Origin of the sequence: Alishewanella sp. BS5-314, from assembly GCF_025377695.1 — a bacterium.
Taxonomy (GTDB): domain Bacteria; phylum Pseudomonadota; class Gammaproteobacteria; order Enterobacterales; family Alteromonadaceae; genus Alishewanella; species Alishewanella aestuarii.
In genome coordinates, this window is record NZ_JACEHJ010000002.1 from 1,080,548 (window position 1) to 1,104,853 (window position 24,306).

Sequence of the window (24,306 nt, forward strand, 5' to 3'; positions counted from 1 at the left end):
AATAGCCTATCGCTTTACTCAGCCTGTTGCTCGCTTACACCCTTGCGGACCAGTTTGACTAGCAGGCGCGAAACCGCAGCAAAACCGAAGCTGGCCGTCACCACAGTGGCGGCACCAAAGCCGCCGCTGCAATCCAGCCGCATCGCGCCGCTAGTATCCGGCTTTTGCTGACAAACACTGCCATCAGCAGCCGGATAACGTAACTGCTCGGTTGAAAATACACAATCGACGCCAAAACGCCGCTTCGGATTGCGGCTAAACTGATGATCACGTCGCAGCATATTGCGTACCTTCGCTAACAGCGGGTCGTTGTAGGCCTGTGTCAGATCGGCGATTTGGATCTGCGTCGGGTCAAGTTGACCTCCGGCGCCGCCGGTGGTGATCAGCGGGATCTTGCGCCGCTTACACCAGGCAATTAATGCTGTTTTGGCTTTTACTGCATCAATCGCATCCAGCACATAGTCAATTTTGCCATTTAGTAAAGTCGCCAGGTTGTCAGCCGCTATAAAATCTGCCACCTGATGCACCACGCATTCCGGGTTGATCTGATGGATCCGCTCTGCCATTACCGCCACCTTATCCTGCCCCACTGTTGCAGTCAGCGCATGTAATTGGCGATTAATATTGCTGACACAGACATCATCCAAATCAATCAAGGTCAGCTCGCCAATACCAGAGCGGGCTAAAGCCTCTGCTGCCCAGCTACCTACTCCACCAATGCCTATCACCACCACATGCGCCTGGCGAAATTGCTGCAATGCGGTCTGACCATAAAGCCGGGCAATACCGGCAAAACGGGTTTCATAATCTGACATTATTCATCCTGATCTGAACAAGCAGCCAACTGCACAGGAGCAGCTGGCCAGGGAAAATCAGCCGGTGTTAACCAGCTCGGTGGCAAGCCAAGTTGCAATAGTTCAGCAAAGGCCGCGCCGCTATCAGGTAATACCTGGAACTGATACTGCTTGCCGAACAAGCTGAAGCTGAGCGCGTAGGCATGCAGGTAGACCCGCTCTGCCACTGCACCACCATAGAGTTCATCACCCAGAATAGCAGCACCGACGCTCTTTAGCGCCACTCTTAACTGATGGGTTTTACCGGTGAAAGGTTTTAACAGAAAAGCCCGAAACGGTGCATCCTGATAGCCCTGGCTGACAAAATAGGTCACCGCAGGCGCTTGCTCGCCCTGACCAAGACGCCAGGCGCCACGCCGCGCCGGTTGCATGGGGCCCTTGACCCAGCCTTGCTTTTTTTGTGGTCGCGCCGCACTAAGTGCCAGATAGCATTTCTGCACCTGCCGCTTGGCAAATAACTGGGTTAACTCAGCCGCTGCCTCAGGCCGGCGTGCCAGTAACAGCAAGCCAGAGGTGACTTTATCCAGCCGATGCACCGGATAAAGCTTTTGTGCCAGCTGTTGCTCGGCCAACGCCACCAAGCCGGGGCCTTGCTCAGAATGAAAACTGACACCGGCGGCTTTATTCAGAACATAGAAATCGTCGGTTTGCGCCACTATCTGAAAAGCATCAGTCATAGGTTTTAGCATGGGCGATGGCCCTTGCCAGATCCTCGGCAGTATCCACCCCCATCGCCGGCGGCGCTATGGCATCGGCAACATGGATGGCTTCACCCTGCCACAGCACCCGCAATTGCTCCAGCGCTTCCAGCCGCTCCAGGGTAGACACCGGCCAGCGTACGTAATCCTGAATAAAACCGGCGCGGTAGGCATAGATGCCGATATGCCGCCGGTAATGCTGAGCAAGCTCGGCTTGAAACGCCTGATCGCGATCAAAGGGGATCACCGAACGGCTAAAATACAGCGCATAACCTTGTTGGTCGGTCACCACTTTAACGATATTAGGATTGGCGATTTCGCTGGCATCGCCAAGCGGCACTGCCAGCGTGGCCATCCGAGCCCGCTGCTGAGCCGCCAGATTTGCCGCCACCTGACCGATTAATGCCGGTGGAATAAAGGGTTCATCGCCCTGCACATTAACGACTATAGTCTCTGCCGGTAGCCCCAGCTTCGTCACCACTTCTGCCAAACGCTCAGTACCGGAGTTGTGGTGAGTGGCAGTAACACAAACCTCACCACCAAAACCTTCCACAACCGCTTTAATCCTCTGATCGTCGGTTGCCACCAGCACCCGGGCCGCACCACTTTGCAACGCCTGGCGGTATACCCGTTCAATCATCGTTTTACCGTTGATATCAGCCAGGGGTTTACCTGGCAGGCGGCTACTGGCAAAGCGCGCCGGTATCACCACTAGGAACGCCATTTTTCACACTCTTCAGCGCTCAATATGCTCGCTTCATTGGCCAGTAATACCGGAATATTATTACTTAAACGATAGGCCAGCCGATCCAGCGTACAGATCAAGCGCTGACCGTCTTTGTCGTATTTCAGTTTACCCTTGCAGACCGGGCAGGCCAGGATATCAGTCAATGCCGGATTGAGTGCCATAACGAATTCCCAAAGTATTTAATAAGGCGTTCAGACGGGCGACGACTGCCGCGTCCGGCTCCGCCTGCACTGGTAAATAATACCAGTCAGGGCGGGCAAATTTGCGGCATTTTACCGCGTCTTTTTCCGTCATCAGGATCGGACCTGAGACCATGTTAAAGTCATCCGCCTGAAAAGGGTGATGATCGGGCCAGAAGTGGCAATGTTTGATTTTAAATCCAGCCTGTTCAGCTGAGGCTTTAAAACGTAACGGATTGCCAATGCCGGCAACCAGTTGAATCTCGGTGTCAGGCGTCAGTGGCTCCGCATCGGGCAATAACGGCGATGCTGCCGCAGAACTGAGCTTGATTTCGCCAGCCGCCAGCACTGAGCTACCACTATTGGCAATCACCAGATCGACACTGGCAAGGCGTTTTGGTAACTCCCGTAGCGGCCCCGCCGGCAATAACCAGCCATTGCCCAGACCACGTTGCCCATCCAGCAACACGATTTCCAGATCCCGGGCCAGACGGTAATGCTGTAAACCATCATCGGAAATAATAATATCAACCTGCGGACGCTTCTCCAGCAAAAAACGCCCTGCTGCTACCCGATCGGGTGACACCACGATCGGACAGCCGCTGCGCTGCGCCAGTAACAGGGGTTCGTCGCCTACCAGCGCCGGACTATCCAACTCAGTGACCAGCCGCGGCGCCTTAACCTTACCGCCATAACCACGTGAAATAATGCCGGGTGTATAACCCCGTTCCCGCAGATAGTCACACAACCAAATCGTAAAAGGCGTCTTGCCGGTACCGCCTACCGTGATATTGCCGACAATCAGCACCGGTACCGGCAATCTTTCTGTCTTTAGCACCCCAGTGCGAAACAATAAGCGCCTGACACTGCTAACCAGATAGAACAAGGTGCTAAACGGCAGCAACAAGGCGCACCACCAGTGTTTTTTATACCAGGCTTGCTCTAACAGATTCATGCGTCGCCACCAAACTGCAGTTTATGCAAGGAGGCATAGGCACCGTCCTTTGCCAGCAATTGCTGATGGGTGCCCTGCTCCAGAATACGTCCTTGATCCATCACAATAATATTGTCTGCTTTTTCAATCGTCGATAAGCGGTGCGCAATCACAATGCTGGTGCGGCCCTTTAATAATACATCCAGTGCCGCCTGAATTTTTCGCTCTGACTCGGTGTCCAGCGCCGAGGTCGCTTCATCCAGAATTAGCACCGGTGCCTGACGTAGCAGGGCTCTGGCAATGGCAATGCGCTGGCGCTGGCCGCCCGACAAACTGACGCCATTTTCACCAATTTGCGTATCCAACCCATCCGGCAGCTTATCGGTAAATTCCAGCACATGTGCTTTCTCCGCCACATCAAGCAACTGCTCGCGGCTGACCGGACCGGGCATGCCATAGCAAATATTATTAGCAATAGTATCGTTAAACAGCATGACATGCTGCGACACCACAGCAATTTGACTGCGCAACGAAGCCCGGGTGTAACTCTGAATATTTTGACCATCGAGCAGGATTTCGCCCTGCTCCACTTCGTAAAAACGCGGCAGCAGACTGGATATCGTGGTTTTGCCACTGCCGGAGCGCCCGACCAGCGCCACCGTCTGGCCGGCTTTGATACTGAAGCTGAGATCCTTTAATACCTGTTGCTGATGTCCCGGGTAATGAAAACTGACATGGCTAAAGCTGATATCGCCCCTGGCAGCTTTGAGCTCTATCCGGCCGGTTTCCTGCTCCGTCAGTTGATCCAGGATCTTAAAAATGCTGGCAGCCGCAGCTAAACCACGTTGAAACTCACTGTTGACGGTGGTTAATTGCTTTAGCGGTTTTAGCATCATCACCATCGCCGTGACGATGGATGAGAAAATACCTGGCGTCAGCGTCTCCAGCATTTCTGGCTGACTTGCCATAAAGACGACAAACGCCAGTGCGAAGGAGGCGATCAGTTGGATCACACCCGAGCTGATGGCCGAGGTTGAGTCCATTTTGACCCCTTGCAAACGGGTCTGGTTATTCACCTCGGCAAAACGTTGATCTTCCAGTTGCTGGCCACCAAAAGACAGGATCACCTTATGGCCATTTAACATCTGCTCAGAGGCGGTGGTAACACCGCCCATCGCATGTTGGATCTTATGACTCAATTGCCGGAAGCGCTTTGATACCAGGCTGACGATGACGGCGATCACCGGCGCAATCAGAAAGAAGATTAGTGACAACTGCCAGCTATACCAGAACATAACGAAAATCAGGCCAACCACCAGGGCGCCGTCGCGCACCAGCACGATCAGTGCCTTGGTCAACGATTGTTTAATTTGCTCGGCGTCATAGGTAATTTTTGAGATCAGCTCGCCGGTGGAATGCTTATCATGAAAACTGACCGGCAGCCGCATCATATGACCAAACAACTGCTGCCGCATATCCTTTACGATCTGATTACCGACCCAGCTCATACAATAAGTCGCTGTAAAATGGAAAATACCGCGCAGAATAAACATGAGAATGACGATTAATGGCGCGTATTTCAAAAAATCAGTATCTTTATCCTGAATACCGCGATCGATAAAGGGTTGCAAGGACGCAATAAAGCCAGCATCAACGGCAGAGTAGCCGACCATGCCCGCAATAGCCGCAATAAAACCTAAACGATAAGGTTTTAAATAGCCTAGTAAACGACGGTAGACCGCCATGCCTGAATCGTTATCTGACTGCAAAATAAGCACCTTTTTATTCTAAGCTTGCTATTCTAGCGCGTTCTGATCTCAGTTTCAGCACCTGGCGTCACGTTTTCTGTCCAGCGCGGTCGCTGCCGCTGTCGCCAGGTTGAAATTTTAAGCTGCCTTGGCTGAAAATCCACGACAATAGCACCTTGTTCCCCACTGTGGTAGAGCGGCAACTGCAACAAGGCAATGCGTTGCCGAACCGCCGTCACCGGATACGGGTGCGCAGCGGCGCCATTGGCAGCAAGCAGCAGTTGTACCGGTGCCAACTGCTGTAATAAGGCCAGTGAATTCGCGCTGTCACGCCCAAAATCACTTAGCAAATAGAGATCTGCGCTCAATTCAGGATAACGTGCCAGTAGCCGTTGCTCAGTCAGTCGCTGCAACCTGCCGGGCAACAGTAGTTGCCAGCCATTCAGGCTAATACTTAAGCTGCAAGGATCCTTGTCAGGCAGTGACCAGTGCCGTAGCGTCAGTTTCGCCGCCAGTTCATGCTTTTCAATAGCAGCACAAGCCTGGCTGGTCGCCGGCAGCGCATCGGCACTAAACAGCGGCCAGGCTGCAGTGTGTTGACGTAATAACGCTACAGCAGGCAGATGCTCTGCCGTTAAGCGTGGCCAGATCACGGCATCCAGTTGGCGAATGCGGTAGAACTGCAATAGCGGCAGCAGCTGTTGCCGTACCAGTTGTTCGGCCTGAGGCGCCGGGATGTCCAGATACAGCAGCTTAGTGTCTCTTTGCTCGAGCAGTAACACCGTTGCCTGACCGCTATCCAGCAACGTCAGTCTGACACCCGCTGTTGGCGTTAGCAGCATGGCAATGCTAAAGGTTAATACAAAGCAGCCCCAAACCAGATACCTTACTCTTAACAGTAACAATAGTAAAAACAGCGCACATAACAGCAGTGCAACCGTGCCACTTAACTCTGGTAAACTCCACCACACCGGCCACTGCGCCGCCCAATCCAGCCAAAGCTGTAATGGCCTGAGCGCCAGATCCGGTAGCAGCCAGACCTCGGTGGCAAAAGGCAACCCGCTCAGGCTATAGAGTAGCGCCAGTAAGACCAGCGGGATCGCCAGCAAAGTACACCAGGGGATAAATAACAGATTAGAAATTAGCGTCAGCGCACTTAAGCCATTAAAAAACACCGCGGTCAGCAGGCTCATGCTCGCGGTAAGCAATAGATGAAAACACAGCCAGTAGCGCAGACGCTGCCGCCAGGGCTGTGGCAGCGGCCCCAGATACCAACTGAGCAACAAAATCATGCCAACGGCCAGGATCGATAACCAGAAACTGACACTGATTACCCACAACGGATTGAGCAGTAGCAGCGTGCTACAGAGCAGCAGCCAGTAATTAGCCGCATTTGCCGGACGTAACAGCAAGCGTCCGGTTAAAAATAATCCGAGTGCTACTATGGCTCTCAACGTCGGCACCGCAAAGCCGGCCAGCCAGGCGTAAGCCAGTGCCGGTACCAGCGACAGTACTAATGCCAGCGGCAGCGGTGCCTTACGACGACATATGGTGCCAAGCCCCAGCAACAGCGCCAGACTCCAGCCGTAGACCAGGCTAATATGTAATCCCGAGATCACCAGTAAATGCCCGAGGCCACTGTGCCGCAATCCCTGCCAGAGTTCAGGCGAAAAATCCCGCTCACCGCTACTGAGAGCCCGCAGCAGGATAGCCGTCTCCCGCTCCTGCCAGGCAAGTTCCAGTTGCTGCAGAAGTCGTGGACGTAAAGCCCGGCTGGATGCCAGCTTAATCGCCGGGCGTTGCCGATCCACATAACCGGTTGCAATCACTCCTTGTTGCAAAGCGCTATGCTCACTATTGGCCATACCGGGATTTTGCCGGCCATGTACCGTTTTTAACCGCAGCGGTAGGCGCCACCGCTCACCGACTTCAAGCGCAGGTGCCTGTAACCAGCGCACTCTAAGCTGATAGCCTCTGGCTTGCGGGTCCAGTATCTCCAGCTGCAACAAACTGCTGTCACTGTCCTGCTGTACAGCCCGGATCTGCACCTCATAGTAAGCTGGCGCAGCAGCGAGTAGCTGCGATACGGCTTGATGATGGCTCAGCAACTGCCAATGCCAGCTGCAGAGAAAACATAACAGCCCGGTAACTAACCAGCAGCGGTGCAGTACTGCCAACAGTAGCAGCAATGGCAAAATAATTTTCAAAAAAGCTGGCAGAAGCGGCAAAAATAACGACAATAGACAACCAGCCAGCACACCATAATAGAGCCTGTGCATTTTTACTTTATGTAAATGAGTTGTAATGCCAAAGAAAACTATTAAGAAATATTTACCATCGCCGGAAAAAATCAAGCAGATGAAAATCCTGAATCTGTTCGGGACCATGCTGCATGATGGCAACCTCTGGCATCTGAACCGCCGTTCAGCGCGCGGCGCCTTTGCTGTGGGTTTATTCTGGGCCTGGATGCCACTGCCATTTCAGATGGTATTTTCGGCGGTGATGGCGGTGCCGTTACGGGTTAATTTACCACTTTCAGTGGCGCTGGTCTGGGTTTCTAACCCTTTGACGATGCCGGTTATGCTGTACCTGTGTTATCTGGTTGGCACTGTGGTATTAGCCGCGCCGGCCGAACCCTTTGCCTTCGAAGCCAGCTTTGCCTGGCTGTGGCACAGTATGCAAACGATCGGGAAACCACTAGTAACTGGCTGCCTGCTGATGGGGATTACTGCCAGTATCGTCGGCTATTTTGCCATTGACTGGCTGTGGCGTTTTTCAATCCGCAAGGAAAAACTCAGCCGTTTATTGCTGCGGCGCAATAAACAGCCCCCCCCTGAAGATGCCCCTTAACCGATATTAACGCTGCCCCAGCACCCGCGCCGGATTAACCAAACTGGCGCGGTAAGCCGGATAAAGCGTAGCCAGGGTACTCAGTCCCAGCGCCAGCGCCACTGTTACTGCAACATCCTGCCACTGCAGCAGCGACGGAATAAAATCGATAAAGTAGATACTGGGGTCGAGCAAAGAGCGACCCAGCGCCTGAGTGACCCAGTAAAAAATCTGTTCGATATTCAGCGCCAGTAGTACACCACAGACCGCGCCGCTCAGAGTGCCGACCACGCCATTTAAAGAACCGAGCAGCACAAAGACTTTGATTATCCTGGCAGGCTGCATGCCCATGGTCAGTAAGATCGCGATATCCGATTCCTTTTCCCGCACTGCCATCACCAGCGTTGCGACTATATTAAAACAGGCCACTGCGATAACCAGGGTTAACACCAGATACAAAATACCGCGTACCAGTTGGATATCGTTGTAAACATGGCCCTGAGTGCGGAACCAGTCGAGCAGATAGACATAGTCTTCTGAGACCTGGCCCAGGGTTCTGGCCATCTGCTGGGCGGCGAAAATATCGTCCAGCCGGAAGGCAAAGCCCTGTACCGAGCCGAGTGGCATTTCCAGAAATTTGTTTAACGCTGTTAGCGATAGCCAGACCTGGCTCTGATCCAGTTGCCCGCCCATATGCACAATACCGCTTACGGTTAACAGGCGATTGGAATAGCTCGCCAGCCGGCCATCCTCGGTAAAACGTGGCAACATCAGCTGCACGCTATCACCGACCTCTAATTGCAGCAATTCAGCTATACCGCTGCCAAGCACCAGCTGCTCGTCGTTCAGACTTTGCAGACTGCCACTTTGCAGGTAATCGGCAAAGTCACTGATTTGCTGCTCCAGCGCCAGCTCAATACCACGAAACTGTACAGCCTTGATCTGATTGCCCTTACGCAGCATACCGTTGGCTTTGATATAGGGTGCTGCTGCCACCACGCCCGGTACCGATGCTAACGCAGGCAGTTTATCGGGCCAGTTATCCAGTTGATTCGACACCGCCTCCAGCTCAACATGCGGGATCACCGCCAGTAAACGTTGCTTCAATGCCTGCTCAAAACCATTCATCACGGATAATGCCAGGATCAGAATCGCCACCCCCAGTGCTATACCCAGGGTCGATGACGCCGAAATAAAACGGATAAAACCACTGGTATGGCGGGTTGAGCGGTAACGGCGGGCCAGTTGCCAGACAAGAGCGCGGCCTAACATGGTTGCAGATGTCCGTCGTGCATTTGATATTGCTGGTCAAGCCTTGAGGCCAGCTGTCGGTCGTGTGTCACCACAATAAAGCTGGTTTTTAAATCCTGATTCAGGCTGCGCAATAACTGATAGATCGACTCGGCAGCCTGTTGATCGAGATTACCGGTCGGCTCATCCGCCAGCACTAATGCCGGCTGATTAACCAGCGCCCTGGCTATCGCCACCCGTTGCCGCTCGCCACCACTGAGCTCAGAAGGCTTGTGTTGCATCCGATGCCCAAGCCCTACCCGCTGTAATAACGTAGCAGCCTGTTGCTCTGCCTGGGCCGCAGCAGTGCCGCGGATCCGCAGCGGCATCGCCACATTTTCCAGCGCCGTAAAGTCCATCAACAGATGATGAAACTGGTAGATAAAACCCAGCTTTTCATTTCTGAGCCGGGCTTTGGCATTAGCCGATAAGCGGCTGACATCCTGACCGGCAATGGTCAGTTGCCCGCTATCGGCCTGATCCAGGGTACCGAGAATATGTAACAGGGTACTTTTACCTGAGCCTGAGCTACCGACAATCGCCACCATCTTACCCACAGGTACTGCCAAATCGACCTGATGTAACACCTGGGTTATATTCTTGCCATCGCGGTAGCTTTTGCTGATCCCGCTGGCCTGTAACACCTTATTCATCTCGTAAAATTTCCGCCGGATTAAGTTTAACGGCCCGCCAGGCCGGATACAGCACTGCCAGCAACGTCAGGCCCAGGGCACTGGCAAAAATACTGAGAATTTGCGATAGCTTCATCACTACCGGTAACTCGATACCGCCAGCAACCTGCAATGAAAATAACGCCAGTAACGGATTAAGCTGCCAGCTAATCAGCACACCAAGCACCACACCAAGCAGAGCGCCGAGCAGACCATTTAAGAAGCCCTGCACGGCAAAGACGGTAAACAATGCCCGATCGGTCATGCCCTGGGTTTTCAGGATCGCCACTTCAGCCTGCTTTTCGGTAACCATCATCACCAGCGCCGACACGATATTAAAAGCCGCTACTGCAACAATCAGCAGCAGCATCAGCGACATCATGGCTTTTTCCATCGCTACCGCAGCAAACAATTTGCCATGACTCTGGCGCCAGTCCTGCACCAGGCTAAAGTGTCCCTGTTGTTGTAATTGCGCTGCCAGCACCGGGGCCTGGAAAGGCTCCTCTAAGCTAACCCGCCAGCTGACCTCGCGCTGCTCTACCGGCAAAAGCCGACTAAGATCATCCAGTGCAGTAATCGCTATCACACTATCCAGCTCAGAGCCGGTATCCAGATAACCGGCTACCGTGAATAACCGTTGCCGCGGCATCCAGCCCAGGGGCGTATAACTGCCACCCTGCGCCAATAACACCCGGATCTGTTGCCCCAGGTGCACATCCAATTGCTTGGCCAGCTCGCGGCCCAGCATAATGCTGTAACGCTGCAGATCCAGGCTTTGCCAGTCGCCCAGTAGCAGCGAATGTTGTAAAAATTGCGGGATAGCGCTGACATCGACGCCTTGCAGCATCACTGCTGTCATTTGCCGCGGTGACTGGATCAGGGCTTCGGTTTGTAGCAAGCGACTGACGTCCAGTACCGGATACTGTTGTTGCAAGTGTTGCTGCCAGTCACTATCTGGCGCGGCAGGCTTTAGCAGAATATGCGGAATAACGCCGAGAATGCGTTTTTTAAGCTCGGCTTCAAAGCCATTCATAACCGAGCTGACAATGGTCAAGGCCATAACCCCCAGCAAAATACCGGTAACCGAAAACAGAGTAATAAAGGAGATAAACGCATTGCCTTTTCGGCTTTGGCTATATCTTAGCCCTATGTAGAGACTGACTGGCAGATGCATGTGATAATTCAGGACTTTGAGCCGGTTAGATGATAAATTAGCGTTCAGACTGGTGCCGATGATAGAGACTATTCGGCACAATAACAAGCGGCAGCCTGAGGTAACAACCATGGACACCGAATTGCAGCAATTGAGCGAGGCCTTTTCGCAGTTTTTTAAAGTGGAACACGCCATCGCCATCAATATCCAACCGACGCACAGTCCACTGCCGGATGAAACACAATTTCAGGCGGCAATTCCGGAGCCGTTTTTGTTAGCCGGTAATATCGGGCAGCTAAATATCAGCGCTCTGCGCTCGCTACAGCGACTGGGTGAACTGGCGGAAGAACTGGCGCACTATCTGCAACAACAGGCGCATAAGCTCGATCTGCTGTTACATTATGTGCTGCGACAACAGGACCTGGCTGAGTATCGCTACCAAACGCTAAGCTATGGCGGTGCCGGCCTGACCTTTTTGGCTCGGGAGGCGCTGGCACCACTGTCGGTGCTGGAGGTCAAACTGTTTTTGTCCGACAATGCCGGTGCCGTATTCTGCTACGGGCAGGTGCTAAGCTGCGAACCTGATGCAAACGGCTATCTGACTCAGGTTGTGTTTATGCGGATCCGGGAAGAAGACCGCGAACTGCTGGTGCGCGCCAGTTTGCAACAACAAGCCCGGCAACTGAAACAAAAAGCCGCTGAGCGTTGAACAAAACTCTAGCGCTTAACGTAAGCAAGCAACCGGCAAGCCGGGGCCGGTAATTTGGCAATAGCCGCGACCGCCCCGTTTTTAAGAAATAACAGGTTTAAACTTCAGATGCAGCTTTTTTCGACTATTCCTGCCCTGGTCAACGCCAGCGAACCGCAAAGCCTGGGCCAGTTAACGGGCGCCGCCCTACCTCTTTTTATCAGCGAATTATTGCAACAACAGCCCGGGGTTACGCTACTTATCGTGCAAGACACCCCTGCTGCCCTGCGTCTGGAGCAGGAGCTGGCGGTGTTTTTGCAACCAAGTCAGTGTCCGTTACTGACCTTACCGGATTGGGAAACCCTGCCCTATGATGTGTTCTCCCCGCATCAGGATATTATTTCACAGCGGCTGGAAACCCTGTATCAGTTGCCACGCCTAAAACAGGCGCTGGTGATTGTGCCGGTCAGCACATTGCTACTGAGAATTGCCGGTCGGGAGCATTTGGAGCAACACAGCTTTTTGATCCGTGAACAACAGCAAACGGATCTGACGGCGCTGAAACAACAGCTGGCTGCCGTCGGTTACCGCCATGTAGAACAGGTGATGGAGCACGGTGAGTTTTCCGTGCGTGGCTCGCTGCTTGACCTGTTTCCGATGGGGACCCATACCCCCTACCGGATTGACTTTTTTGATGACGAAGTCGAGGCCATCCGTACTTTCGATCCGGATACGCAGCGCAGTCTGGACAAAGTGCCGCACATCGCGCTGTTGCCAGCCCATGAGTTCCCGACCGATAAGGCAGCCATTGAGCGCTTCCGGCTGCGCTATCGCGAACGTTTTGCTGCCCGCAACGAGAAGGAATCGCTGTATCAGCAAGTCAGCCAGGGCATCCTGCCAGCCGGGATCGAGTATTATCTGCCGTTATTTGCCGAGACGACCAGCAACTTATTTGCCTATCTGCCGGCCGATTGCCGGGTATTGATCTGTGGTGATATTGAACACAGCGCACAGCAATTCTGGAGCGAACTGAAGCGCCGCTATCAGGACAGAGCCATCGATTTACTGCGACCAATTCTGCCACCCCAGGAGTTATATCTGGCGGTAGATGAGCTGTTTGGCCTGCTTAAAGGGCTACCCAGACTGAAACTCAGCCGCGCCAGCCTGCCGGCCAAAGCCGGAATGCACAACTTACCGGTGGCAGAGCTACCGGCACTGAATATTAATCATCAGCTCAAGCAGCCACTGGATGCTTTACTGGCATTCTTGCTCAGCCTGAAGCAGCAAAAAGGCCGGGCCCTGTTTCTGGTGGAAAGTGAAGGCCGGCGCGAAAGTCTGCTGCAACTGCTGCATAAAGCTGCGGTGCATTTACGCGAATACCCCAGCCTGACCGCTTTCTGGCAAGCTGATGATGATCTCGGCGTGATGGTGGGGAATCTGGAGCAAGGTGCGCTGCTGCAGCTAGCCACACCGCTGGCACTGATCAGCGAAAACGAACTGTTTGGCCAGAAGATCAGCCAGCGCCGGCGACGCAAACAAAGCCAGCAGATTTCCTCAGAAACCATTATCCGTAATCTGGCGGAGCTGAGCCTTGGTCAGCCGGTGGTGCACTTACAACATGGTATTGGCCGTTATCAGGGTTTACAGGTATTAGACGCCGCCGGCATCAGCGCCGAGTTTGTCACCATTGAATATGCCGGTGGCAGCAAGCTCTATGTGCCGGTGACCTCGTTGCATTTATTGAGCCGCTATTCCGGCAGTGATGCCGAGCATGCGCCCTTGCATAAGCTGGGTAACGATACCTGGGAAAAGGCCCGCAAAAAGGCGGCAGAAAAGGTGCGCGATGTTGCCGCTGAGCTGCTGGATATATACGCCCAGCGTGCGGCCCACCAGGGCTATGCGTTCAAACTGGACCAGGAGCAGTATGCCGCCTTTGCCGACAGCTTCCCGTTTGAAGAAACCGCGGATCAGCTTGATGCCATTAGCGCCGTGTTGCAGGATATGCAACAGCCGCAACCGATGGACCGGCTGGTGTGCGGTGATGTTGGCTTTGGTAAAACCGAGGTGGCGATGCGCGCCGCTTTTGTGGCAGTTAACGATGGAAAACAGGTCGCGCTACTGGTGCCGACTACTCTGCTGGCACAGCAGCATTTTGAAAACTTTAAAGATCGCTTCGCTAACTGGCCGGTACGGGTTGAAGTACTGTCGCGCTTTGTCAGCAGTAAAGCGCAAAAAGTCATTCTGGACGACCTGAGCCAGGGCAAGGTCGATATTCTGATTGGTACCCATAAATTGCTGCAGGACGATATTAAGTTTGCCGATCTGGGGTTACTGATTGTCGACGAAGAACACCGCTTTGGCGTACGGCAAAAAGAGAAGATCAAGGCGCTGCGTGCCAATATCGATATCCTGACATTGACCGCCACTCCCATTCCACGCACCCTGAATATGTCGATGTCCGGCATGCGCGATCTCTCCATTATCGCCACACCACCAGCCCGGCGGCTGGCAGTGAAAACCTTTGTCCGCGAGTTCGAAAATGGTCTGTTACGCGAAGCCATCATGCGCGAAATTCTGCGCGGCGGTCAGGTGTACTTTCTGCATAACGATGTCGCCAGCATTGAGAAAATGGCCAGCGATTTGCTGGAGCTGGTACCGGAAGCCAATATTGCGATTGCCCATGGCCAACTGCGCGAACGCGAACTGGAGCAGATTATGGCCGATTTCTATCATCAGCGTTATAACTTGCTGCTGTGTTCGACCATTATTGAAACCGGTATCGATGTCCCCACTGCCAATACCATTATTATTAACCGCGCCGATAACTTTGGCCTGGCGCAACTGCACCAGTTACGGGGCCGGGTCGGTCGCTCGCACCATCAGGCCTATGCCTATCTGTTAACGCCGCCACCGAAGCGTTTAACCAAGGACGCGGAAAAGCGGCTGGAGGCTATTGCCAGCCTGGAAGATCTCGGCGCTGGCTTTGCGCTGGCTACCCACGACCTGGAGATCCGCGGGGCTGGTGAACTGCTGGGCGACGAGCAAAGCGGTCAGATTGAAGCGGTTGGCTTTACGCTCTACATGGAAATGCTGGAAGAAGCCGTGCATGCTTTGAAAGCCGGCCGTGAACCCAGTTTAGATAGTCTGCTAAGTCAGCAAACAGAAATTGATTTAAAGATCCCGGCGCTATTACCTGATAGTTATATTCCAGATGTCAATTTACGCTTGTCGTTCTATAAAAAGCTGGCCAGCGTGCGCAATGAGCAGGAACTGGACGAGGTTCAGGTTGAATTAATCGATCGCTTTGGATTATTACCGGACGCGGCCAAACACCTGGTGCAACTCAGTCAGTTTAAATTGTTAGCACAGGAGCTTGGCATTAAACGGATTGAAGCCAATGCCAAGGGTGGTGTGCTAGAATTCGCCGAGCGGACTTTGGTGAGTCCGGCCTATATTATTCAGCTGATCCAGACTCAGTCGCGGATCTTTAAGCTGGAACAGGGCCAAAAGCTGCGTTTTACTATTGCCGCAGCGGACTACAAAGATCGGTTACAACTTATCAGTAATATGCTGGCCGAACTGGCCAAACATAAGGTGGGACATTAATGAAATTTCGGCTGTTACTTGGCAGTTGTTTACTCGTCAACGCCCTGACACTGCAAGCCAACGAACGCTGGTTTGAGGTAGAAATGATTATTTTTGAACGCACCGGCGACAGTGCGCTAAAAGAACATTTCCCTACCCAGGTCACCCCAATCAGACTGGGGCGGCATATCGATTTACTGACAGATCAATTTTATATCCCGCTGCCGGTAGATCCTGAATGTCAAACGTCAGACGCTGTCGATGCGACAGGCTTAGCTATCCCGGGCGAAGCTGAACCAGCAGCAGAGTGCATGCCGCAGCCGACAGAACAGACAACGCTTGCTAGTGACAACACTGATGCCTTGCTGGCTGCCGTGCTGGAACAAGCCACCCCACATCAATACTGGCCAGAACAACTGCCGGTACGGATCTTTGGCGAAGGCCTGCACCAGCCGGTGCCCTATCTGGCGGACGAAAACGCCTTTCAGCTTAATGAGGTAGTTAACCGCTTAAGACGGCAGCGCCAGCATCAGATATTACTGCATACGGTGTGGCGTCAGGCACCGGTAACAGAGCGCCGGGCGATCCCCAGCCGCTGGTTTGCCGGCAAAAACTTTAGCCAGCAGTTTGATTACTGGGGCCAGCCGCTGCCGAGTGAAGTGGACAGCAATCTGGCGTTTGCCACAGAAGAGCAGCAGGAAGCCGATTTACTGGCCCAGATCGCCAGCCGGCGGCAACAACTGGCGGCCGGTGTGGCGCTGACCCAGCCGGAAAGCAGCACAGACGAACAGCGGCGGCTGGAGCAAAGCGCGGCTAATTTACCGTCTCAGGTCTGGCAGCTGGATGGCCTGTTTCGCTTACACCTGGATCGTTATCTGTTTGTGAATACCGACTTTAACCTGCGCCGCCCTCAGGCTAACAGCCTGCAAAGCATTAACGTAAAACAAAGCCGGCGCTTAATCAGTGGCGAAATCCATTATCTGGATCATCCCAAACTGGGCATTATTTTACAGATCCGCCGTTTTGATCCGGCGACGGCACGCTCTGATGCCAGCATCATCGAGTAGTCTAGGAAAATTATGCAACTGAAAGTGATTGATAAAGCGCTATACCGTAAACGCCTGAACCGGATTACGGTACTAAGTATACTGGCGCTGCTGATTGTCAGCCTTGCCAGTTCGACGCTGTTGATCAGCCTGCTATCGGACGGCAGCGGCTCTAATTTCTGGCTAAACTTCGCAGGGGTCGTTATCGGCTGTATCCTGGTTGGCAGCGCTTTAAAAAAACTAAAGCGTCATCCCTACTTTAGCGAAGTCGCCTATATCTGGGATCTGAAACACGAACTGAATTTAATTCAGCGCAAACTGCGGGCAATCCAGGTGGCGGCCGAACAGCATAACCCAAGCGCACTGCTGATACTGGCATACAGCTATGCCGGCTCCAGGTTGATCTGGCAACTCGACGATAATACGCTGATGATGTCGGAGCTAAATCTGGCTGATAATCAATTACAACAGCAGATAGCCGAGCTGGGACTTAAGCTGGACCCAGCAGATTACCGGCGCGAGCTGCTGGACCAATTTTAACCTTATACAGGATACCCCATGTCAATTAACTGGTTTCCGGGCCATATGCACAAGGCCCGCAAAGAAATCGCCGAGGTGATGCCACAGGTCGATATTATTATCGAAATGCTGGATGCGCGGATCCCCTTTTCCAGCGAGAATCCGCTGGTGCCGCAACTGCGCAAAGATACCCCCTGTATCAAGGTATTAAACAAAGCCGACCTGGCCGATCCTGCCCTCACCGCGCGCTGGGTTGACTATTTTGCCGAGCAAAAAAATGTCCGCGCCATCCCGATCAGCCAACAGCAACCGGAACAAATCAAAGCCCTGCTGGAGCTTTGCAATAGCATGTTGCCGGAGCGCAATCTTGAGGTGCGTGCCGCCCGGGCGATGATTATGGGTATCCCCAATGTCGGCAAATCCACGCTGATCAATACCCTGGCGGGCCGTACTATCGCTAAAACCGGTAACGAAGCCGGCGTGACCAAGGCACAGCAAAGGATCAAGCTGGAAAATAACGTGATCTTAACCGATACGCCGGGCTTTTTATGGCCCAAACTTAGCCCGACCACCTGTGGTTACCGGCTGGCGGTGACCGGCGCCATCAAAGACACGGTTTTTGATTATGCCGATATCGCGCTCTTTGCCGCCGACTATCTGCTACAAGCCTATCCGGCAGCAGTAATGGCACGGTTCGGACTGACTGAGCAGCCAGAGAACGATTTGGCGCTGCTGGATGCGATCGGCATGCGCCGCGGTGCCATGCGTAAAGGCGGCGTGGTCGATTTAGAAAAAGCCGGTGCTATCCTGATTACGGAGCTGCGAGCCGGTAACCTTGGCCCCATTACGCTGGAAACACCGGAGATGGTGAGTCAAGAGCTGATTGACGCCAAGGCCGAAGAAGCCGCGAAAGCAGCCGAAAAAGCCGAACGCGAAGCCGAACGGAAACGTAAAGCACAAAAGCGTTATCGCTGAGGAAACGCTATGTCCGAGCCCTTGTTGCAGTTAACTTACATCAGCGATATCGCGCCCGGATTAAGTCGCGAGCAGATCGCCGCTATCCATCAGCAAGCCGAGCGCAATAATCAGCAGTTTCAGATCACCGGTGTGTTGCTGGTCACCAGCCGACACTTTCTGCAGTTACTTGAGGGCCCTGCCAAACAGGTTCAAGCCCGTTTTGCGGTGATTGCCGCCGATCCGCGACATCAAAGTGTACGGCTGGTCAGTGAACGGCTGGTGCAACAACGGCAATTTCCGCGCTGGCAAATGGGGTTAAAACGCTTACTGGATCAGGACGAGCACGCTGACTTGCAGGCCGTTATTCATCTGTATGGACAACAGCAACAGTTCTCGGAGCAACATGCCGATGCCATCGCCTTGTTGCTAAAATCACTTTAAGCGCACAGGGGTGTCGACTTTTTGGCCAGCAGCCGCTGTTACTTTGCCACGCTTCAGGTATAATGCGCGCCCGGTTTTTTCCTTTAACCAGCACAGGCAATTATGAGCGTTCAGACTTTCGATCCCAGCCAGACCACAACCCTGGATACCCCGGCCAAAACCTTAGCCGCCCAAGACAGCAATGGTACTGGCAGCAAAATAGGCTTTGTTTCGCTCGGTTGCCCGAAAAACCTGGTCGACTCAGAACGGATCCTGACCCAGTTAAAAGCTGAAGGCTACAACATCGTACCTACCTATGACGACGCCGAACTGGTGATCGTCAATACCTGCGGTTTTATTGACTCTGCAGTGCAGGAATCCTTAGACACCATCGGCGAAGCGCTGGCGGAAAATGGCAAGGTTATTGTCACCGGCTGTTTAGGCGCCCGGGAAGATGAAATTCGTGAAGTACACCCCAATGTGCTGGGTATTACCGGCCCGCACAGTTATGAGAATGTGTTAAAGCAGGTGCATGAGTTTGTGCCGAAGCCGAAATATGATCCCTTTACCATGCTGGTGCCGGACCATGGTGTCAAACTAACGCCCAAGCATTATGCGTATTTAAAAATTTCCGAAGGCTGTAATCACCGCTGTACTTTCTGCATTATTCCGTCGATGCGCGGTGACTTAGTCAGCCGGCCGATTGGCGAAGTACTGGACGAGGCGCAGCGCCTGAAAAACGCTGGCGTAAAAGAGCTGTTGATTATCTCGCAAGATACCAGTGCCTATGGCGTCGATGTTAAACACCGCACTGGTTTTTGGAATGGTCAGCCGGTAAAAACCTCGATGCAATCACTGTGTGAAGCGCTGGGCGACATGGGCATTTGGGTGCGGCTGCATTATGTTTACCCCTATCCGCATGTCGATGACATTATTCCGCTGATGGCGCAAGGCAAAGTATTACCCTATCTGGATATCCCGTTCCAGCACGCCAGCCCACGGATTTTAAAATTGATGAAACGGCCGGGACAGGCGGAAAAGGTGCTGGAGCGGATCAAAAAATGGCGGCAAATTTGCCCGGATTTGACCATCCGTTCCACCTTTATTGTCGGCTTCCCGGGTGAAACCGAGGAAGATTTCCAGATGTTACTGGATTGGCTGCAAGAGGCGCAGCTGGATCGGGTTGGCTGCTTTAAATACAGCCCGGTCGACGGCGCCAAAGCCAACGAGCTGCCGGATCCGGTGCCAGAGGATGTAAAAGAAGAACGTTACCATCGTTTTATGCAGCTACAGCAAGCCATTAGTGCTGAGCGTTTGCAAGCCAAAGTCGGCCGCACCATCAGCGTGCTGATTGATGAAGTAGATGAAGAAGGCGCCATTGGCCGCAGCTTTGCTGACGCGCCTGAGATTGATGGTGCTGTCTATCTGAATGGTGAAACCAACCTTAAACCAGGTCAGCTGGTGCAGGCGTTGGTCGAACATGCAGATGAATATGACTTATGGGCCACGGTCGTCGAATAAGGCGCCGGGCCAAAGAACTGACAATGACATAGAAATTTCATTTATTTCGCTGATTTTTTTTCGGGCAAACTGAAAAAAAATCCTGTATATTGTCGCCCTATTTTCAAACCCAAGCTTATAGAGACTACTATGGCCGCTGATTTATCGTTATACAGAAACATTGGTATCTTCGCTCACGTTGATGCCGGTAAAACTACTACCACCGAACGGATCCTGAAACTGACCGGTAAAATCCATAAGCTGGGCGAAGTTCACGAAGGTGAATCGACTACTGACTTTATGGAACAGGAAGCTGAGCGCGGTATTACTATTCAGTCAGCGGCTGTTAGCTGTTACTGGAAAGGTCACCGTTTCAACGTTATCGATACCCCGGGTCACGTTGACTTCACCGTAGAAGTATACCGTTCACTGAAAGTTCTGGACGGCGGTATCGGCGTATTCTGTGGCTCTGGTGGTGTAGAACCACAATCAGAAACCAACTGGCGCTACGCAAACGACGCTAAAGTATCTCGTCTGATCTTCGTTAACAAACTGGACCGGATCGGTGCTGACTTTATCCGTGTTACTGAACAGGTTAAAAAAGTACTGGGCGCTAACCCACTGATCATGGTGCTGCCAATCGGTCGTGAAGATACCTTTACTGGTGTGGTTGACCTGTTAACCAAGCAAGCATACGTGTGGGACGAGTCTGGCCAACCAGAAAACTACACTGTGACCGACGTGCCAGCAGATATGGCTGATGACGTTGAAATGTACCGTCAGCAGCTGATCGAAACTGCACTGGAAATGGATGACGACCTGCTGATGGCTTATATGGAAGGTGAAGAGCCTTCAATCGAAGAAATCAAGCGTTGTATCCGTAAAGGTACCCGCGACCTGGTTTTCTTCCCAACTTTCTGTGGTTCAGCCTTCAAAAACAAAGGTATGCAACTGGTTCTGGATGGCGTGGTTGAATATCTGCCAGCTCCAACTGAAGTTAACCCACAGCCACTGACTGACGAAGAAGGTAACGAAACTGGCCAATACGCTATCGTTTCTGCCGACGAGCCATTCCGTGCGTTAGCGTTCAAGATCATGGACGACCGTTTCGGCGCCCTGACCTTTATCCGTATCTACTCTGGCGTACTGAACAAAGGCGATACCATTCTGAACTCGTTCACTGGTAAAACCGAGCGCGTTGGCCGGATGGTAGAAATGCATGCTAACGACCGTACCGACCTGACGTCTGCTCAAGCTGGTGACATCGTTGCACTGATCGGTCTGAAAAACGTGCAAACCGGTCACACCCTGTGTGACGTGAAAAACCCATGTACACTGGAACCAATGGTATTCCCAGAGCCGGTAATCTCTATCGCTGTACAGCCAAAAGATAAAGGCGCTATCGAGAAGATGGGCGTGGCTATCGGCCGTCTGGTTTCTGAAGACCCAACTTTCCGCGTCGAAACTGACCAAGATTCTGGCGAAACCATCCTGAAAGGTATGGGTGAACTGCACCTGGATATCAAGATTGACATCCTGAAGCGGACCTATGGCGTTGAGCTGATTGTAGGTCAACCACAGGTTGCGTACCGCGAAACCATTACCCGTGAAGTTGAAGACAGCTACACGCACAAGAAGCAGTCTGGTGGTTCTGGTCAGTACGGTAAGATCGACTACCGCATCCGTCCGGGTGAAGTGAATACCGGTTACACCTTTAAGTCAACAGTAGTGGGCGGTAGCGTTCCGAAGGAATTCTTCCCAGCTATCGAGAAAGGCTTTAAAGAAATGATGTCTACCGGTCCTCTGGCAGGCTTCCCGGTACTGGACGTTGAAGTTGAGCTGTTCGACGGTGGTTTCCACGCCGTTGACTCATCAGCTATCGCATTCGAAATCGCAGCCAAAGGCGCTTTCCGTCAGTCTATGCCGAAAGCCGGTCCACAGCTGTTAGAGCCAATCATGAAAGTTGACGTTTTCACACCAGAAGACAACATCGGTGACGTGATCGGTGACTTAAACCGTCGTCGTGGTATGATCTTAGGCCAGGAATCAGGCGCTATGGGCGTTCGCGTAAAAGCGCACGTACCACTGGCCGAGATGTTCGGTTATATCAGCCACCTGCGTACTATGACTTCTGGTCGTGGTCAGTTCTCAATGGAATTCGATCACTACTCACCATGTCCAAACAACGTGGCTGAAGTGGTTATCGCCAAAGAAAAAGAAAAGAAAGCTAACAAGTAATTGTCGCTTCTCGAAACAGCCCCGCCCCGTGCGGGGCTTTTTTATGGCTGCGACTTGATCGTTATCAGCTTTGCGCCGCGCAAAAACAGCTAAACTGGGGCTTTACCGCTCAGTGGAGACCCTATGCGCTGCGAAACCGCCGAACAGGCTTTAAGTATCCTCGCCGATCATGATCAAATCTGGTGCCAATCGATGGCCGCCACCCCTTGGTTTTTGTTGCGGGGCTTGGCGAATATCGCCCCCCGTTATCGTAATCTGACGTTGTTGCAGTTGCATACCGAACACAGTGATATGCTGTGCGACCCGGCGTTACAGGGCCATCTGCGACAACGTTGTTTCTTTGTCGGTGGCAGTACCCGCAGTGCTATCCAGTGCGGTCAGGCCGACTACGTGCCGTTATTTCTGTCAGAAATCCCGAAGTTGTTTAGAAGTGGTGAACAACCGTTAGATGCTGCGCTGATTCAGGTTTCACCGCCGGATAAACATGGCTACTGCAGCCTGGGCATTTCGGTCGAAGCCACCCGGGCGGCCTTACAAATGGCGAAAAAAGTGATTGCCTGGGTTAATCCGCAGATGCCAAGAACCCATGGCGATTCTTTTATTCATCTGAGTCAAATAGACCGCTATGTCGAATTTAGTGCACCGATGCCGCTGCATCTGCCGGCAGAATTGGATCCGGTGACCCGGCAAATTGGCCAGCACGTTGCCAGCCTGATCCGCGATGGCGACTGTTTACAAATGGGCATCGGTGCTATCCCGGATGCCACCCTGGCCTGTCTGGGCTCACATCAGCAGCTGGGTGTACATACCGAGATGTTTTCCGATGGCGTGTTACCGCTGCTGGAAAGGGGCATCATTACTAATCAAAATAAAAAGAAACATCGCGGGAAAATTGTCACAACCTTCGCGATGGGCTCACAAGCCTTGTATGACTTTGTCGATGACAATCCGCAAGTAGTGTTCCTGGATGTCGAATATACCAATGATACCGCGGTGATCCGCCAAAACCCGCAAGTGGTGGCGATTAACAGTGCGCTGCAGGTTGATCTTAGCGGTCAGGTTTGTGCCGATTCGCTCGGTACTAAAATTTATTCCGGTGTCGGTGGACAGATGGATTTTGTCCGCGGAGCCAGTCTGTCTGAAGGTGGCCGGGCGGTCATTGCCCTGCCCGCTACCGCCGCTGCTGGCAAGGTTTCCCGCATTAGCTCCTTGCTGGCTCCTGGTGCTGGTGTGGTGACGACCCGTGCCCACGTCAACTATATTGTGACGGAGTACGGCATCGCCCAGTTGCGTGGCCGCAGTTTAACCGAACGGGCAAAAGCGCTGATCGCAATAGCAGCGCCACAATTTCAGGAAACCCTGGCGCGACAAGCCCGCGATGATTGGGGTTTATCGGTATAGCACGTAAAAAAGGGGCCAGCATGGCCCCTAACATCAGCAACAAAGGTTTAGCAGCTTAGAAGCGGAAGCTGGCACCAAGATGGTACAGATCATCACCGGTTTCCAGGCTATCAAAGGTCACGCCAGCGCGTAACGCCAGATTTGGCATGGCATACCACTGACCGCGAACCGTAAAGGCATCAGACTCAGAATCAAATACGCCCTTGCTGGTCCAGTCGTACGCCAGTCCCAGTGACAGGTTACGACCGAAATAGTAATCACCCGCGACACCGAAACGGCCCAGTGAGCTATTGGCCTGATCCATATAGCTGGCTTCAACACTGATAAAATCGCCATGTGCCAGCGTCATTAACTTTTTGGTGCTTACCCCGTACTGGGTAACACTGCCATCGCCATCAGGACGCAGGTGTTCTACATCCAGTTTTAGCAACCAGCTTGGATCCAGGTAATAACCCAGACTTGCCTGACCCACGCGATCATCGCTATTGTTCAGTTCAGTCCATAATAAGCTGGCATAGAAGTTATGGTTAACATCACGGTATTCACCACCCAGACTCCAACCGCTTAAACTGGTTTTGCCCAGATTACCAAAGTCGAACTGGTTATAGCTGTAGCCAAACAGCAGGCTGCTGCTACGGCTTAAAAAGCCAGCTTCTGCCAGTGGCATATTGTTGGCAGCCTGCACCGGGTTTAAATAGAACTGGTGTGACAAATTGTAAGAGCGCAGGTCGGCATTTAGGATATCGCCCCACTGATAGTCCAGATTAGTCTGATGCTGGAAGCTATTGGCCAGTACGCCGGCAGAGCACAAAGATAAGGCGGTTGCGATTAAAGTACGTTTCATAGAT

At 52.8% G+C, this 24,306-nt stretch carries 21 protein-coding genes; 10 read left to right on the forward strand and 11 right to left on the reverse strand.

Annotated features, from left to right (window positions below; translation table 11 throughout):
- Positions 1 to 14 precede the first annotated feature (14 nt).
- Genes tcdA through H1D31_RS09485 form a run of 7 tightly spaced genes read right to left on the reverse strand, consistent with a single transcriptional unit; the run spans position 15 to position 7,368 of the window.
- Positions 15 to 815 carry a tRNA cyclic N6-threonylcarbamoyladenosine(37) synthase TcdA gene (gene tcdA / locus H1D31_RS09455; RefSeq protein WP_261258038.1) on the reverse strand — a complete coding sequence of 267 codons (801 nt, stop codon included), beginning with the start codon at positions 813 to 815 and terminating at the stop codon, positions 15 to 17.
- Positions 815 to 1,531, reverse strand: coding sequence for a pseudouridine synthase (locus H1D31_RS09460; RefSeq protein ID WP_261258040.1), 717 nt, complete (start codon positions 1,529 to 1,531; stop codon positions 815 to 817). Before H1D31_RS09460 ends, tcdA begins: the two co-directional genes overlap by 1 nt.
- Positions 1,524 to 2,276, reverse strand: coding sequence for a 3-deoxy-manno-octulosonate cytidylyltransferase (gene kdsB / locus H1D31_RS09465; protein WP_261258042.1), 753 nt, complete (start codon positions 2,274 to 2,276; stop codon positions 1,524 to 1,526). The genes H1D31_RS09460 and kdsB overlap by 8 nt, the downstream gene beginning before the upstream one ends.
- Positions 2,264 to 2,461 (reverse strand): Trm112 family protein, encoded by a 198-nt coding sequence (locus H1D31_RS09470; RefSeq protein WP_261258044.1) that lies wholly within the window; start codon positions 2,459 to 2,461, stop codon positions 2,264 to 2,266. Before H1D31_RS09470 ends, kdsB begins: the two co-directional genes overlap by 13 nt.
- Positions 2,436 to 3,434 carry a tetraacyldisaccharide 4'-kinase gene (gene lpxK, locus H1D31_RS09475; protein ID WP_261258046.1) on the reverse strand — a complete coding sequence of 333 codons (999 nt, stop codon included), beginning with the start codon at positions 3,432 to 3,434 and terminating at the stop codon, positions 2,436 to 2,438. Before lpxK ends, H1D31_RS09470 begins: the two co-directional genes overlap by 26 nt.
- On the reverse strand, positions 3,431 to 5,158 hold the full coding sequence (gene msbA / locus H1D31_RS09480; protein ID WP_261260084.1) for a lipid A export permease/ATP-binding protein MsbA: 1,728 nt from the start codon (positions 5,156 to 5,158) through the stop codon (positions 3,431 to 3,433). The genes lpxK and msbA overlap by 4 nt, the downstream gene beginning before the upstream one ends.
- A gap of 56 nt (positions 5,159 to 5,214) precedes the next feature.
- Positions 5,215 to 7,368: a DNA internalization-related competence protein ComEC/Rec2 gene (locus tag H1D31_RS09485; RefSeq protein ID WP_409976777.1), complete on the reverse strand. Its 2,154-nt coding sequence runs from the start codon at positions 7,366 to 7,368 to the stop codon at positions 5,215 to 5,217.
- Positions 7,369 to 7,465: 97 nt separating this feature from the next.
- On the opposite strand from H1D31_RS09485, the gene H1D31_RS09490 reads away from it, so the two are divergent.
- Positions 7,466 to 8,011 carry a DUF2062 domain-containing protein gene (locus tag H1D31_RS09490; protein WP_261258050.1) on the forward strand — a complete coding sequence of 182 codons (546 nt, stop codon included), beginning with the start codon at positions 7,466 to 7,468 and terminating at the stop codon, positions 8,009 to 8,011.
- Positions 8,012 to 8,017: 6 nt separating this feature from the next.
- On the opposite strand, the gene H1D31_RS09495 is transcribed toward H1D31_RS09490, so the two are convergent.
- From H1D31_RS09495 to H1D31_RS09505, 3 genes are read right to left on the reverse strand one after another with little or no spacing between them, the layout of a single operon-like run.
- On the reverse strand, positions 8,018 to 9,262 hold the full coding sequence (locus H1D31_RS09495) for a lipoprotein-releasing ABC transporter permease subunit (protein ID WP_261258052.1): 1,245 nt from the start codon (positions 9,260 to 9,262) through the stop codon (positions 8,018 to 8,020).
- The gene (gene lolD / locus H1D31_RS09500; protein WP_065955264.1) at positions 9,256 to 9,933 is read right to left on the reverse strand and encodes a lipoprotein-releasing ABC transporter ATP-binding protein LolD; all 678 of its coding nucleotides are present in this window, start codon (positions 9,931 to 9,933) and stop codon (positions 9,256 to 9,258) included. The genes H1D31_RS09495 and lolD overlap by 7 nt, the downstream gene beginning before the upstream one ends.
- Positions 9,926 to 11,125, reverse strand: a complete 1,200-nt coding sequence (locus H1D31_RS09505) for a lipoprotein-releasing ABC transporter permease subunit (RefSeq protein WP_314732996.1) — start codon at positions 11,123 to 11,125, stop codon at positions 9,926 to 9,928. Before H1D31_RS09505 ends, lolD begins: the two co-directional genes overlap by 8 nt.
- Before the next feature lie 109 nt (positions 11,126 to 11,234).
- Here H1D31_RS09505 and H1D31_RS09510 point away from each other — a divergent pair, with 109 nt between their 5' ends.
- From H1D31_RS09510 to H1D31_RS09550, 9 genes are all read left to right on the forward strand, one after another.
- A complete protein-coding gene (locus H1D31_RS09510) occupies positions 11,235 to 11,813 on the forward strand; it encodes a PilZ domain-containing protein (RefSeq protein ID WP_065955265.1) in 579 nt (192 codons plus the stop codon).
- Between the two features lie 108 nt (positions 11,814 to 11,921).
- Positions 11,922 to 15,398, forward strand: a complete 3,477-nt coding sequence (gene mfd / locus H1D31_RS09515; protein ID WP_261258058.1) for a transcription-repair coupling factor — start codon at positions 11,922 to 11,924, stop codon at positions 15,396 to 15,398.
- Positions 15,398 to 16,444, forward strand: a complete 1,047-nt coding sequence (locus tag H1D31_RS09520; protein WP_261258060.1) for a peptidoglycan binding protein CsiV — start codon at positions 15,398 to 15,400, stop codon at positions 16,442 to 16,444. The genes mfd and H1D31_RS09520 overlap by 1 nt, the downstream gene beginning before the upstream one ends.
- A gap of 12 nt (positions 16,445 to 16,456) precedes the next feature.
- Positions 16,457 to 16,963 carry a DUF3087 family protein gene (locus H1D31_RS09525; protein ID WP_065955268.1) on the forward strand — a complete coding sequence of 169 codons (507 nt, stop codon included), beginning with the start codon at positions 16,457 to 16,459 and terminating at the stop codon, positions 16,961 to 16,963.
- An 18-nt stretch (positions 16,964 to 16,981) separates the two neighbouring features.
- The gene (ylqF, locus tag H1D31_RS09530) at positions 16,982 to 17,917 is read left to right on the forward strand and encodes a ribosome biogenesis GTPase YlqF (RefSeq protein ID WP_261258064.1); all 936 of its coding nucleotides are present in this window, start codon (positions 16,982 to 16,984) and stop codon (positions 17,915 to 17,917) included.
- A gap of 9 nt (positions 17,918 to 17,926) precedes the next feature.
- Entirely contained in the window at positions 17,927 to 18,340 is a 414-nt protein-coding gene (locus tag H1D31_RS09535; RefSeq protein ID WP_261258066.1) for a BLUF domain-containing protein, read from the forward strand.
- A gap of 102 nt (positions 18,341 to 18,442) precedes the next feature.
- Positions 18,443 to 19,840, forward strand: a complete 1,398-nt coding sequence (gene rimO / locus H1D31_RS09540; protein WP_261258068.1) for a 30S ribosomal protein S12 methylthiotransferase RimO — start codon at positions 18,443 to 18,445, stop codon at positions 19,838 to 19,840.
- Positions 19,841 to 19,969: 129 nt separating this feature from the next.
- Positions 19,970 to 22,057 carry an elongation factor G gene (gene fusA, locus H1D31_RS09545; RefSeq protein ID WP_261258070.1) on the forward strand — a complete coding sequence of 696 codons (2,088 nt, stop codon included), beginning with the start codon at positions 19,970 to 19,972 and terminating at the stop codon, positions 22,055 to 22,057.
- Positions 22,058 to 22,180: 123 nt separating this feature from the next.
- Positions 22,181 to 23,458, forward strand: a complete 1,278-nt coding sequence (locus H1D31_RS09550) for an acetyl-CoA hydrolase/transferase family protein (protein ID WP_261258072.1) — start codon at positions 22,181 to 22,183, stop codon at positions 23,456 to 23,458.
- A 55-nt stretch (positions 23,459 to 23,513) separates the two neighbouring features.
- On the opposite strand, the gene H1D31_RS09555 is transcribed toward H1D31_RS09550, so the two are convergent.
- Positions 23,514 to 24,302, reverse strand: a complete 789-nt coding sequence (locus H1D31_RS09555) for a putative porin (protein ID WP_261258074.1) — start codon at positions 24,300 to 24,302, stop codon at positions 23,514 to 23,516.
- Positions 24,303 to 24,306: the final 4 nt, after the last annotated feature.

Excerpts from the sequence above, each read along its gene's own strand:
- H1D31_RS09490 (WP_261258050.1), top strand. The coding sequence starts at position 7,466 with ATGCCAAAGAAAACTATTAAGAAATATTTACCATCGCCGGAAAAAATC.
- H1D31_RS09520 (WP_261258060.1), top strand. The coding sequence starts at position 15,398 with ATGAAATTTCGGCTGTTACTTGGCAGTTGTTTACTCGTCAACGCCCTG.
- lolD (WP_065955264.1), bottom strand. The coding sequence starts at position 9,933 with ATGAATAAGGTGTTACAGGCCAGCGGGATCAGCAAAAGCTACCGCGAT.
- mfd (WP_261258058.1), top strand. The coding sequence starts at position 11,922 with ATGCAGCTTTTTTCGACTATTCCTGCCCTGGTCAACGCCAGCGAACCG.
- kdsB (WP_261258042.1), bottom strand. The coding sequence starts at position 2,276 with ATGGCGTTCCTAGTGGTGATACCGGCGCGCTTTGCCAGTAGCCGCCTG.
- lpxK (WP_261258046.1), bottom strand. The coding sequence starts at position 3,434 with ATGAATCTGTTAGAGCAAGCCTGGTATAAAAAACACTGGTGGTGCGCC.
- H1D31_RS09535 (WP_261258066.1), top strand. The coding sequence starts at position 17,927 with ATGTCCGAGCCCTTGTTGCAGTTAACTTACATCAGCGATATCGCGCCC.
- rimO (WP_261258068.1), top strand. The coding sequence starts at position 18,443 with ATGAGCGTTCAGACTTTCGATCCCAGCCAGACCACAACCCTGGATACC.
- ylqF (WP_261258064.1), top strand. The coding sequence starts at position 16,982 with ATGTCAATTAACTGGTTTCCGGGCCATATGCACAAGGCCCGCAAAGAA.
- H1D31_RS09505 (WP_314732996.1), bottom strand. The coding sequence starts at position 11,125 with ATGCATCTGCCAGTCAGTCTCTACATAGGGCTAAGATATAGCCAAAGC.
- H1D31_RS09555 (WP_261258074.1), bottom strand. The coding sequence starts at position 24,302 with ATGAAACGTACTTTAATCGCAACCGCCTTATCTTTGTGCTCTGCCGGC.
- H1D31_RS09460 (WP_261258040.1), bottom strand. The coding sequence starts at position 1,531 with ATGACTGATGCTTTTCAGATAGTGGCGCAAACCGACGATTTCTATGTT.
- H1D31_RS09495 (WP_261258052.1), bottom strand. The coding sequence starts at position 9,262 with ATGTTAGGCCGCGCTCTTGTCTGGCAACTGGCCCGCCGTTACCGCTCA.
- H1D31_RS09510 (WP_065955265.1), top strand. The coding sequence starts at position 11,235 with ATGGACACCGAATTGCAGCAATTGAGCGAGGCCTTTTCGCAGTTTTTT.
- fusA (WP_261258070.1), top strand. The coding sequence starts at position 19,970 with ATGGCCGCTGATTTATCGTTATACAGAAACATTGGTATCTTCGCTCAC.
- H1D31_RS09525 (WP_065955268.1), top strand. The coding sequence starts at position 16,457 with ATGCAACTGAAAGTGATTGATAAAGCGCTATACCGTAAACGCCTGAAC.
- H1D31_RS09550 (WP_261258072.1), top strand. The coding sequence starts at position 22,181 with ATGCGCTGCGAAACCGCCGAACAGGCTTTAAGTATCCTCGCCGATCAT.
- tcdA (WP_261258038.1), bottom strand. The coding sequence starts at position 815 with ATGTCAGATTATGAAACCCGTTTTGCCGGTATTGCCCGGCTTTATGGT.
- msbA (WP_261260084.1), bottom strand. The coding sequence starts at position 5,158 with ATGGCGGTCTACCGTCGTTTACTAGGCTATTTAAAACCTTATCGTTTA.
- H1D31_RS09470 (WP_261258044.1), bottom strand. The coding sequence starts at position 2,461 with ATGGCACTCAATCCGGCATTGACTGATATCCTGGCCTGCCCGGTCTGC.